This is a genomic window from Nocardioides dubius, assembly GCF_039528155.1.
GTDB lineage: Bacteria > Actinomycetota > Actinomycetes > Propionibacteriales > Nocardioidaceae > Nocardioides > Nocardioides dubius.
The window spans coordinates 1-10,658 of record NZ_BAAALG010000004.1 but is presented as its reverse complement, the minus strand read 5'-3'; the positions used below and the strand labels follow the sequence as shown (position 1 = coordinate 10,658).

General features: G+C 71.1%; 11 protein-coding genes. 10 read left to right on the top strand and 1 reads right to left on the bottom strand.

The annotated features are described in order from the left end of the window. Window positions 1–675: maleylpyruvate isomerase family mycothiol-dependent enzyme (locus ABD151_RS06215; protein WP_343992414.1), on the bottom strand; the 675-nt coding region annotated here is incomplete at its 3' end. A gap of 71 nt (window positions 676–746) precedes the next feature. Between ABD151_RS06215 and argC the strand changes: the two genes are divergently transcribed. From argC to tyrS, 10 genes are all read left to right on the top strand, one after another. After that, window positions 747–1,787: an N-acetyl-gamma-glutamyl-phosphate reductase gene (argC, locus tag ABD151_RS06210; RefSeq protein WP_415629859.1), complete on the top strand. Its 1,041-nt coding sequence runs from the start codon at window positions 747–749 to the stop codon at window positions 1,785–1,787. After that, complete coding sequence (locus ABD151_RS06205) at window positions 1,784–2,203, top strand: ACT domain-containing protein (protein WP_343992410.1); 420 nt, start codon at window positions 1,784–1,786, stop codon at window positions 2,201–2,203. Before argC ends, ABD151_RS06205 begins: the two co-directional genes overlap by 4 nt. Continuing rightward, the gene (argJ, locus tag ABD151_RS06200) at window positions 2,200–3,351 is read left to right on the top strand and encodes a bifunctional glutamate N-acetyltransferase/amino-acid acetyltransferase ArgJ (protein WP_343992408.1); all 1,152 of its coding nucleotides are present in this window, start codon (window positions 2,200–2,202) and stop codon (window positions 3,349–3,351) included. Before ABD151_RS06205 ends, argJ begins: the two co-directional genes overlap by 4 nt. Beyond that, complete coding sequence (argB, locus tag ABD151_RS06195; RefSeq protein WP_343992406.1) at window positions 3,348–4,289, top strand: acetylglutamate kinase; 942 nt, start codon at window positions 3,348–3,350, stop codon at window positions 4,287–4,289. Before argJ ends, argB begins: the two co-directional genes overlap by 4 nt. After that, window positions 4,286–5,470: an acetylornithine transaminase gene (locus ABD151_RS06190; RefSeq protein ID WP_343992403.1), complete on the top strand. Its 1,185-nt coding sequence runs from the start codon at window positions 4,286–4,288 to the stop codon at window positions 5,468–5,470. Before argB ends, ABD151_RS06190 begins: the two co-directional genes overlap by 4 nt. After that, on the top strand, window positions 5,470–6,393 hold the full coding sequence (gene argF / locus ABD151_RS06185) for an ornithine carbamoyltransferase (RefSeq protein WP_343992401.1): 924 nt from the start codon (window positions 5,470–5,472) through the stop codon (window positions 6,391–6,393). Before ABD151_RS06190 ends, argF begins: the two co-directional genes overlap by 1 nt. A gap of 13 nt (window positions 6,394–6,406) precedes the next feature. Continuing rightward, window positions 6,407–6,934 carry an arginine repressor gene (locus tag ABD151_RS06180; RefSeq protein ID WP_343992399.1) on the top strand — a complete coding sequence of 176 codons (528 nt, stop codon included), beginning with the start codon at window positions 6,407–6,409 and terminating at the stop codon, window positions 6,932–6,934. Between the two features lie 19 nt (window positions 6,935–6,953). Then, the gene (gene argH, locus ABD151_RS06175; RefSeq protein ID WP_343992397.1) at window positions 6,954–8,378 is read left to right on the top strand and encodes an argininosuccinate lyase; all 1,425 of its coding nucleotides are present in this window, start codon (window positions 6,954–6,956) and stop codon (window positions 8,376–8,378) included. Continuing rightward, window positions 8,362–8,967: a DNA-3-methyladenine glycosylase gene (locus tag ABD151_RS06170; protein WP_343992395.1), complete on the top strand. Its 606-nt coding sequence runs from the start codon at window positions 8,362–8,364 to the stop codon at window positions 8,965–8,967. Before argH ends, ABD151_RS06170 begins: the two co-directional genes overlap by 17 nt. A 75-nt stretch (window positions 8,968–9,042) precedes the next feature. Beyond that, on the top strand, window positions 9,043–10,314 hold the full coding sequence (gene tyrS, locus ABD151_RS06165; RefSeq protein ID WP_343992393.1) for a tyrosine--tRNA ligase: 1,272 nt from the start codon (window positions 9,043–9,045) through the stop codon (window positions 10,312–10,314). Window positions 10,315–10,658: the final 344 nt, after the last annotated feature.

Below are 10,658 nucleotides of genomic sequence, written 5' to 3'. Positions count from 1 at the left end.
GCTGGCCGGGCCGTCGGCGTCCTGCTCACTCGCCATCGCGATGTCGTCCTCGTCGTGCACCTCGCCCTCGGGACTGACGCCGGTGAAGCGCCCCAGCTGCACCCAGAGCTCGTGGCCGCTGTCGGTGAGCTCGACCCGGACGTAGCGGGGCTCCGGGGTGAACGTGCCCCACTCCGGGGCGCCCGCGAACATCACCGCGAGCGCCTCGTGGACGCCGTCGGCGGCGAGCGCCGGATCGAGCGGCGTCACCTGGCCGGTGGTCAGCTCCGCGTCGAGGCGGTGGATCAGCGCCTCGTGCGCCTGGCGGCGCAGGATGAAGCCGACGTGCTGGTCCGGTGCCCAGGTCCAGGCGGGCTCGGCCGGATCGGCCTGGCTGAGCGCGCGGTGCAGGTCGCGGGTGCTGGCGTCGAAGAAGGCCAGCAGCTCGGAGCGGTCGGTGCCGAACTCCGGCTCGCCCCAACCGGTCTCCGGGTCCGGGGCGGTCGGACGCCGGTGCAGGGTCTGCGCCCAGAACCACTGCACCTCGGCGAGGTGGAGCAGGAGGTCGTCGCTGCGCCACTCGGGACAGGAGGGGACCGCGGCGTCGGCCGGCGCGTCGGCGAGCACCTCCCGGAATCGTGCCGAGTCGGCGGCGAGGTGGTCCAGATAGTCTGCGGGGGAGAGCCGGGTTTCCATGGCTCGACGCTAGCCTCGATCTCCGACACGCGGTACCGCAAATGCGAGATCATGCAATCCTCTGTATAGTCATGCATATGACGACGAGGTACTCGGTAGCGGTCGCCGGAGCCAGTGGGTATGCCGGAGGCGAAGTGCTCCGGTTGCTGCTCGGCCACCCGGCAGTGGAGATCGGCGCGCTCACCGGCGGGTCCAACGCGGGGGAGAAGCTCGGCGTCCTGCAGCCGCATCTGCTGCCGCTGGCCGAGCGCGTGCTCGCGCCCACCGACCTGGAGACCCTGGCCGGTCACGACGTGGTCTTCCTCGGCCTCCCGCACGGCCAGTCGGCCGCCATCGCCGAGCAGCTCGGTGACGACGTCGTGGTGATCGACTGCGGCGCGGACTTCCGGCTCACCGACGCCGCCGCCTGGGAGAGGTTCTACGGCAGCCCGCATGCCGGCTCGTGGCCCTACGGCCTGCCCGAGCTCCTCGGCCAGCGGGCCAAGCTGAGCGGCGCGCGGCGGATCGCCGTCCCCGGCTGCTACCCGACGATCTCCACCCTCGCCGCCGCCCCGGCGATCACCGCCGGCATCGTGCAGCCGGACGTCGTGGTGGTCGCCGCCTCCGGCACCAGCGGCGCCGGCAAGGCGGCCAAGACCAACCTGCTCGGCAGCGAGGTGATGGGCAACGCCAGCGCCTACGGAGTCGGTGGCGTGCACCGGCACACCCCCGAGATCGTGCAGAACCTCACCGTCGCCGGCGGCCAGGGCGTCACGGTCAGCTTCACGCCGCTGCTGGTGCCGATGCCGCGGGGCATCCTGGCCACCGTCAGCGCACCGCTGGCGGCGCCGTTGACCACCGAGGCCGCCTACGAGATCTACCGCGAGGCGTACGCCGACGAGCCGTTCATCCACCTGCTTCCGGCCGGTCAGTGGCCGCAGACCAAGTCGGTGACCGGCTCGAACGCCGTGCACCTGCAGGTCGCCGTCGACGAGACCGCCGGCCGGCTGGTCGTGGTCGGGGCCATCGACAACCTGGCCAAGGGCACCGCGGGTGCCGCCGTCCAGTGCATGAACCTGGCGCTGGGCATCGACGAGGCCACCGGTCTCTCCACCGTAGGAGTCGCACCGTGACCAGCTACACCCTCCAGGAGTTCCCCGAGAAGCTCGCGGTCGTCAAGCTCGGCCCGGGCGCCGAGGTGCCGGCCTGGGCCGAGGCCTCCAGCATCTTCTCGATCACCGCGACGGCGCGCGAGACCTCTGTCGTCTGCGCCACCCGGAGCGTGCCCACCAAGGCGGTCGCGCACCGGCCGTTCACCGCGTTCGCCGTCGAGGGCCCGCTCGACCCGAACCAGGTCGGCGTGCTGCTCGAGCTGCTGACGCCGATGGCCGAGGCCCAGATCCCGGTCTTCACCATCTCCACCTACGAGACCGACTGGATCCTGGTGCCGCAGGGCAAGGCCGAGGCGGCGGCCGAGGAATGGCGACGACGAGGGCACACCGTTGCCCCCGCCGTTCCCGTCACGCCCACCCGAAAGGGAAAGAAATGAGCATCACCGCACCTGCCGGCTTCGTCGCCGCAGGCGTTGCCGCCGGACTCAAGTCCACCGGCGCCAAGGACCTCGCCCTGGTCGTGAACCAGGGCCCCACCTACGACTCCGCCACCGTCTTCACCGCCAACCGGTGCAAGGCCAACCCGGTGCTGTGGAGCCAGGAGGTCGTCAAGGACGGCGTCGTGCGCGCCGTCGTCCTCAACTCCGGCGGCGCCAACTGCTACACCGGCGCCGAGGGCTTCCAGACCACCCACGCGGTCGCTGAGAAGGTCGCCGAGCAGGTCGGCATCGGCGCGATCGACGTGGTGGTCTGCTCGACCGGCCTGATCGGCCTGGCCAACTCCCGCGAGGATCTCCTTGCCGGGGTTGAGGCCGCCGCGGCCGGACTCTCCGCCGACGGCGGCGCCGACGCGGCCGCCGCGATCATGACCACCGACACGGTCAGCAAGCAGGTCGTCGTCGAGGGTGCCGGCTGGAAGATCGGCGGCATGGCCAAGGGGGCTGGCATGCTCGCTCCCCAGCTCGCCACCATGCTCGTGGTGATCACCACCGACGCCGTCGTGCCCGCTGCCGACCTCGACACCGCGCTGCGGGCAGCGACCCGGGTCAGCTTCGACCGGCTCGACTCCGACGGCTGCATGTCGACCAACGACACGGTCACCCTGATGGCCAGCGGCGCCAGCCAGATCACCCCGCCGCTCGCGGACTTCACCCAGGCGCTGACCCAGGTCTGCACCGAGCTCGCCATGCAGCTGCTCAAGGATGCCGAGGGTGCTGATCACGAGATCGCGATCACCGTGCTCAACGCGGCCAGCGAGGACGACGCGGTCGAGGTCGGCCGGAGCGTGGCGCGCAGCAACCTGTTCAAGGCTGCGGTCTTCGGCAAGGACCCGAACTGGGGCCGGGTGCTGGCCAGCGTCGGCACCACCCAGGCCGCCTTCGACCCGGCCGACCTGGACGTCGCCATGAACGGCATCTGGGTCTGCCGCGCCTCCACCCCCGACCAGGACCCGTCCCTGGTCGACCTCTCCGCGCGGGAGGTGACCGTCACCATCGACCTCAAGGCCGGTGCCGAGCGGGCCACCGTGTGGACCAACGACCTCACCCACGCCTACGTCCACGAGAACAGCGCCTACTCCTCATGAACGCATATCAAGGTCCCGACCCCGCCAAGGCCGCCGTCCTCGCGGAGGCCCTGCCCTGGCTGATGCAGTACCACGGTCAGATCATCGTGGTGAAGTACGGCGGCAACGCGATGACCGACGACACCTTGAAGAAGGCGTTCGCCGAGGACATCGCCTTCCTGCGCTACGCCGGCTTCAAGCCGGTCGTGGTGCACGGCGGCGGTCCCCAGATCTCGCAGATGCTCGACAAGCTCGGCATCGAGTCCGAGTTCCGCGGCGGCCTGCGGGTCACCACGCCCGAGGCGATGGACGTCGTCCGGATGGTGCTGGTGGGCCAGGTGCAGCGCGAGCTGGTCGGCCTGATCAACCAGCACGGCCACATTGCGGTCGGACTCTCCGGCGAGGACGCCGGCCTGTTCACCGCGGAGCCGGCCAGCACGGTCGTCGACGGCGAGGCGGTCGACCTGGGCCTGGTCGGCGAGGTCGCCCAGGTCCGCCCCGAGGCTGTCCTCGACCTGGTCGAGGCCGGCCGGATCCCGGTCATCTCCAGCGTCGCCCCGGACACCGAGGGCACGGTCTTCAACGTCAACGCCGACACGGCTGCCGCCGCGCTGGCGGTGGCGCTGGGCGCGGCCAAGCTGCTCGTGCTCACCGACGTCGAGGGCCTGTACCGCGACTGGCCGCACAGCGACGACGTGATCCAGGAGATCAGTCCCGAGTCGCTGTCCGCGCTGATGCCGACGCTGGCCTCGGGCATGGTGCCGAAGATGGCGGCCTGCCTGAAGGCCGTCACCGAGGGCGTGCCCAAGGCGACCGTCGTCGACGGCCGGCAGCCGCACGCCGTGCTGCTCGAGATCTTCACCGCCGAAGGTGTCGGCACCCAGGTCCTTCCGGGTGTCGAGACCAAGCTGCGCAAGGCGCACGCCGCCGCGCACGACAAGTCCGGAGGCAAGGCATGACCACCTGGCAGGAGCGCTACGGCGCCACCCTGATGAACACCTTCGGGGTCCCGAAGCTGATGCTCGCGCGCGGTGTCGGCGCCCATGTCTGGGACGCCGACGGTCGCGAGTACATCGACCTGCTCGGCGGCATCGCGGTGAACTCCCTCGGCCACGCCCACCCGGCGTTGGTCTCTGCGGTCACCGAGCAGCTGAGCACCCTGGGCCACGTCTCGAACCTCTTCGCCAGCCAGCCCCAGATAGCGTTGGCCGAGCGGCTCACCGGCCTGCTCGGCCACGGCGCCCGGGTCTTCTTCTCCAACTCCGGCACCGAGGCCAACGAGGCGGCGTTCAAGGTCACCCGGCGCACCGGGCGGACCAAGATCGTGGCCACCGAGGACGCGTTCCACGGCCGCACGATGGGTGCACTGGCGCTGACCGCCACCGAGGCCTACCGGACCCCGTTCGAGCCGCTGCCCGGTGACGTCGTCTGGGTGCCATTCGGTGACGCCGAGGCACTGGCCGCAGCCGTCGACGACCAGACCGCAGCGGTCGTGGTCGAGCCCCTGCAGGGCGAGGCCGGCGTCAACGTGCCGCCGCGCGACTACCTGCTCCAGGTGCGCGAGATCACCGCGCGGCACGGTGCCCTGATGTGGCTCGACGAGATCCAGACCGGCATCGGGCGCACCGGCACCTGGTTCGCGCACCAGAACGCCGACCTCTTCGACGGCGAGGTGGTCCCGGACCTGATCACGCTGGCCAAGGGCCTCGGCGGGGGAGTGCCGATCGGGGCCACCCTGGCCACCGGCGCGGCGGCCGAGCTGCTGGTGCCCGGCAACCACGGCACCACCTTCGGCGGCAACCCGATCGCCACCGCGGCGGCGCTCGCCGTCCTCGACACCATCGAGGCCGACGATCTGCTGACCCACGTCAGCGAGCTGGGCGCCCTGCTGCGCAAGGGCCTGCTGGCCGAGCCCCGGGTCACCGAGGTGCGGGGCAGCGGCCTGATGCTCGGCCTCACGCTGGCGGACGGCGTGGACACGGCCAAGGTCCTCGAAGCCGCCTACGCGGCAGGCTTCATCATCAACGTGCCGCGGCCCTCGCGGATCCGGCTGGTGCCGCCGCTGGTGCTGACGGTCGACGACGCGGAGAAGTTCCTCGCCGCCTTCCCGGCGATCCTCGACGAGGCAGGAGCCGCCTGATGACGCGCCACTTCCTGGCCGACGACGACCTCACCCCTGCCGAGCAGGCGGAGGTGCTGGCGCTGGCCGCAGCATTGAAGGCCGACCCGTTCGGGGCCAAGCCCCTCGACGGCCCGGTCACCGTCGCGATGATCTTCGACAAGCCGACGCTGCGCACGCAGGCCTCCTTCGCTGCCGGCATCGCCGAGCTCGGCGGGCACCCGATGCTGATCGACGGCGCCCTGGCCGGGATCGGCAAGCGCGAGTCGGTGGCCGACGTGGCCCGGGTGCTCGGGCGCCAGGCCGGTCAGATCGTCTGGCGCACCTACGGCCAGGACGCGATCGAGGAGATGGCGGCCTACTCCGGGGTGCCCGTGGTCAACGCGCTGACCGACGAGTTCCACCCCTGCCAGCTGCTGGCCGACCTGCTCACCATCTCCGAGCACAAGGGCGAGCTCGCCGGTCTCAAGGTGGTCTTCCTCGGCGACGCCGCCTGCAACATGGGCAACTCCTGGGCGCTGGCCGGCGCCTCGGCAGGCATGCACGTGGTGCTCAGCGGCCCCGACGGCTACCAGCCGAGTGACGCGATGGTCGAGCGTGCGCGAGCGATCGCGGCCGGGACCGGAGGCTCGGTGAGCATCGAGGGCGACCCGAGCGCCGCCGTCGCCGGCGCCGACGTGGTGATCACCGACACCTGGGTCTCGATGGGCAAGGAGGACGAGGCCGCGGCCCGTCTGGCCGAGCTGGCGCCGTACCAGCTCAACGCCGCCCTGCTGGCCGGTGCCAAGCCGGACGCGATCGTCATGCACTGCCTGCCGGCCTACCGCGGCAAGGAGATCACCGCCGAGGTGCTCGACGGTCCGCAGAGCGTGATCTGGGACGAGGCCGAGAACCGCCGGCATGCACAGAAGGCCGTGCTGACCTGGTTGCACGAGCGACGTTGAGCGGGCGGGTGCGATGAGCGAGCAAGCCTTGACGCCGATCACCAAGAACGCGCGCCAGCAGCTGGTGATCGAGCTGCTGGAGCACGGCGAGGTGAAGAGCCAGGTCGAGTTGGCGGACCTTCTGGCCGCCCGCGGCGTCCAGGTCACCCAGGCGACGCTGTCGCGCGACCTGCTCGAGCTGGACGCGGTCAAGGTCCGCAGCTCATCCGGCACCCTGGTCTACGCGGTACCGGGGGAGGGCGGCGATCGGACGCCGTCCGCGGTGCGTGAGTCCGGTGCGGCCCAGGCCCGGCTCAGCCGGCTCTGCGGAGAGCTCCTGGTCAGCGCCGAGGCCAGCGCCAACCTGGTCGTGCTGCGCACCCCGCCGGGCGCCGCGCAGTTCCTGGCCAGCGCCTTCGACCGCGCCGAGATCAGCGACGTGCTCGGCACCATCGCCGGTGACGACACGGTGCTGGTGATCGGCCGCGACCCCCTCGGCGGCGAGGAGCTCGCCCGCCGCTTCACCGCTCTGGCCAACGGGGCCGAGCGGTCCGAATCCTGACTTTGAGAGAGTGCGACACGTGAGCGACGCAGGAACGACGAACACCGGCAAGCTGTGGGGCGGGCGCTTCGCGGGCGGTCCGAGCCCTGAGCTCGATGCGCTCTCGCGCTCCACCCACTTCGACTGGCGGCTGACCCCCTACGACCTGGCGGGATCGGCCGCGCACGCCCGGGCACTGCACACGGCGGGGCTGCTGACCGACGGCGACCACGCCGAGCTGCAGCGTGGCCTGAGCGCGCTCGGCGAGCGCTTCGCGGCCGGCGACCTGCACCCGGACCCGAGCGACGAGGACGTGCACGGCGCGCTCGAGCGGCTGCTGCTTGCCGAGGTCGGCCCTGACGTCGGCGGCCGGCTGCGGGCCGGCCGTTCGCGCAACGACCAGGTGGCCACGCTGTTCAAGGCGTTCCTGCGCGACCACGGTCGCACCATCAGCGCGCTGGTGCTTGACCTGGTCGACGCGATCGCCGAGCAGGCCGATGCGCTGGGCGATGCGGTGATGCCGGGGCGCACCCACCTGCAGCACGCCCAGCCGGTGCTGGTCGCGCATCACCTGATGGCGCACGCCTGGCCGCTGCTGCGCGACGTCGCCCGGCTGGCCGACTGGGACGCCCGGGTCGCCGCGGAGTCGCCGTACGGCTCGGGTGCACTGGCGGGCTCCACGCTGGGCCTCGACCCCGAGCAGGTCGCTGCCGACCTCGGCTTCAACGGCTCGGTGGCCAACTCGATCGACGGCACCGCCGCACGTGACTTCGTCGCGGAGTTCGCCTTCGTGACCGCGATGATCGGCGTCGACGTCAGCCGGCTGGCCGAAGAGGTCATCCTCTGGACGACGCGCGAGTTCGACTTCGCCACGTTGCACGACTCGTGGTCGACCGGCTCCAGCATCATGCCGCAGAAGAAGAACCCGGACATCGCCGAGCTGGCGCGCGGCAAGTCCGGGCGCCTGATCGGCAACCTGTCCGGGCTGCTGGCCACCCTCAAGGGCCTTCCGCTCGCGTACAACCGCGACCTGCAGGAGGACAAGGAGCCGGTCTTCGACTCGGTGGACACCCTCGAGGTGCTGCTCCCGGCGTTCACCGGGATGGTCGCCACGCTGACCTTCAACACCGCGCGGATGGCCGAGTTGGCCCCGCAGGGCTTCTCGCTGGCCACGGACATCGCCGAGTGGCTGGTCCGCGAGGGCGTGCCGTTCCGGATCGCCCACGAGGTGGCCGGTGCCTGCGTGCGGGTCTGCGAGGAGCGTGGCATCGAGCTGCACGAGCTCAGCGACGCCGACTTCCTCGCCATCTCGGAGCACCTGACGCCCGGCGTGCGCGACGTGCTGAGCGTCGAGGGCTCGGTCGCGGCCCGCACCGGTCGGGGCGGGACCGCGCCGGCTCGGGTCCGTGAGCAGCTCGCCGAGCTGCGCGGCAGCGTGACCGAGCACCGTGGCCGGCTCGGCTGACTTCGCCTTCCTGAGCCGCGGTGCCGTCGAGGCGGCGCCGCGGCTGTTGGGCTCCCTGTTGGTGCATGAGGCGCCCGACGGCCTGGTCGCGGTGCGGATCACCGAGGTCGAGGCGTATGCCGGCGCCGACGACCCGGCGTCGCACTCGTTCCGCGGGCGGACCGCTCGCAACCAGGTGATGTTCGGCCCGCCCGGTCACCTCTACGTCTACCGCTCGCACGGGATCCACTGGTGCGGCAACGTCGTCGCCGATCAGGACGGCGTGGCAGCGGGGCTGCTGCTCCGGGCCGGGGAGGTGGTCGAGGGCCGCGACCTCGCCCGGCTGCGTCGCGGCGCGGTGGCCGAGCGGGACCTGACCCGCGGCCCGGGCCGGCTCGGGCAAGCCCTGGGGATCACCGGCGACGATGGGGGAGCGGCCCTCCTGGACGGCGGCCCGCTCCGCCTCGAGCCCGGTGTCCCGGTGCCCGCCGAGCGGCTCCGCACCGGCCCCCGGGTCGGCGTCTCGCGCGCTGCCGACGTCGCCTGGAGGTTCTGGATCGACGGCGAGCCGTCGGTCTCCGCGTATCGGCGAAGTCCCCGCGCGGTGTGACCGGTTGCCGGCGGCCCCGAGTGATGGGGCAGGCTAGGCCTCAGCAAACTGCTCATCTGACCGGAAGGTAGAACGTTGTCTGTCGACCCCCACCTCCTCGACGACCTCGAGTGGCGCGGCCTGATCGCCCACTCGACGGACCTCGACGCGCTGCGCGACGAGCTCTCCGCGGGGAGCGTGAAGTTCTATGTGGGGTTCGACCCGACCGCGCCGAGCCTGCACATGGGCCACCTGGTCCAGATCCTCACCGCGCGTCGGCTCCAGCTTGCCGGCCACACCCCGTACGCCCTGGTCGGCGGCGCCACCGGCAGCATCGGTGACCCGAAGGAGTCCGGCGAGCGCGTGATGAACTCGCTGGAGACCGTGGCCGAGTGGGTGCAGCGGGTCCGTGCCCAGATCGAGCCCTTCCTCTCCTTCGAGGGCGAGAACGCCGCGACAATGGTGAACAACTACGACTGGACGGCGTCCATGTCGGTGATCGACTTCCTGCGTGACGTCGGCAAGCACTTCCCGGTGAACCGGATGCTGGCCCGCGAGGTGGTCAAGAGCCGTCTGGAGAGCGGGATCAGCTTCACCGAGTTCAGCTACGTGCTGCTCCAGTCGATGGACTTCCTCAACCTGTACCGCGACCACGGCGTGAAGCTGCAGTTCGGTGGCTCGGACCAGTGGGGCAACCTCACCGCCGGCGTCGAGCTGATCCGTCGCACCAACGGGGGCAAGGCCCACGCCATCGCGACGCCGTTGCTCACCAAGTCCGACGGCACCAAGTACGGCAAGACCGAGGGCGGCGCGCTCTGGCTCGACCCCGAGCTGATGTCGCCCTACGCCTTCTACCAGTTCTGGCTCAACGTCGAGGACGAGAAGGTGGGCGAGCTGCTGCGGGTCTTCACCTTCCTCTCCCGCGAGGAGATCGAGGAGCTCGAGGCGCAGACCGCCGAGAAGCCGTTCCTGCGCGCCGGCCAGAAGACGCTCGCCGAGCAGGTGACGACCCTGGTGCACGGTGCCGAGGAGACCGAGCGGATCAAGGCCGCCTCGGCCGCGCTGTTCGGCGGCGGGGACATGCACTCCCTCAGCGCCGACACCCTGGGCGCCGCGCTCCGTGAGGCGGGCTCGGCCTCCTTCGCCAAGGCGGACGGCATCCCGGACATCGTGGCACTGCTGGTGTTGACCGGCCTCGCGAGCAGCAACGGCGAGGCCCGGCGCACCATCAAGGAGGGTGGCGCCTACCTGAACAACCAGCGGGTCGAGGACCCGGAGCTCGTCCCGGCGGAGTCCGACCTAATCGGCGGCAGCTGGCTGGTGCTGCGGCGCGGCAAGAAGAAGTTCGCCGGCGTCGAGGCGCGCTGAACCACCCGCGCCAGGCAGCTCCCACGGCCACCCGCACCCCGGATTTGTCTTCGGGGTGCGGGTGGTCTACTGTTTCACCTGTCGCCGCAAGCGGCGGGAGGAACGGCCCCCAAGGGGTGTGGGTCTCCCGGGCTCAGGCAGACCGCCACAGAAGCAACGGCCCTCGGGTCCAGCGGATGTGAAACCCGGCAGAAGTTCGGTTTTGACCGAGACGAGAAAGCCGAGTAACGTTAGTCAGGTTGCGCCGAAGGAACTGGGTCGGGATCGGTCCGGGGTTTCGGGTGTGTTTGATGTTTGAGAACTCAACAGTGTGTCATTGATAGTCGACGAATTAGTTTTAACCC

What these genes read in the sequence shown, in the direction of transcription:
- ABD151_RS06180 (WP_343992399.1), top strand. Translation starts at nt 6,407, where the DNA reads ATGAGCGAGCAAGCCTTGACGCCGATCACCAAGAACGCGCGCCAGCAG.
- argC (WP_415629859.1), top strand. Translation starts at nt 747, where the DNA reads ATGCATATGACGACGAGGTACTCGGTAGCGGTCGCCGGAGCCAGTGGG.
- argJ (WP_343992408.1), top strand. Translation starts at nt 2,200, where the DNA reads ATGAGCATCACCGCACCTGCCGGCTTCGTCGCCGCAGGCGTTGCCGCC.
- argB (WP_343992406.1), top strand. Translation starts at nt 3,348, where the DNA reads ATGAACGCATATCAAGGTCCCGACCCCGCCAAGGCCGCCGTCCTCGCG.
- ABD151_RS06190 (WP_343992403.1), top strand. Translation starts at nt 4,286, where the DNA reads ATGACCACCTGGCAGGAGCGCTACGGCGCCACCCTGATGAACACCTTC.
- argF (WP_343992401.1), top strand. Translation starts at nt 5,470, where the DNA reads ATGACGCGCCACTTCCTGGCCGACGACGACCTCACCCCTGCCGAGCAG.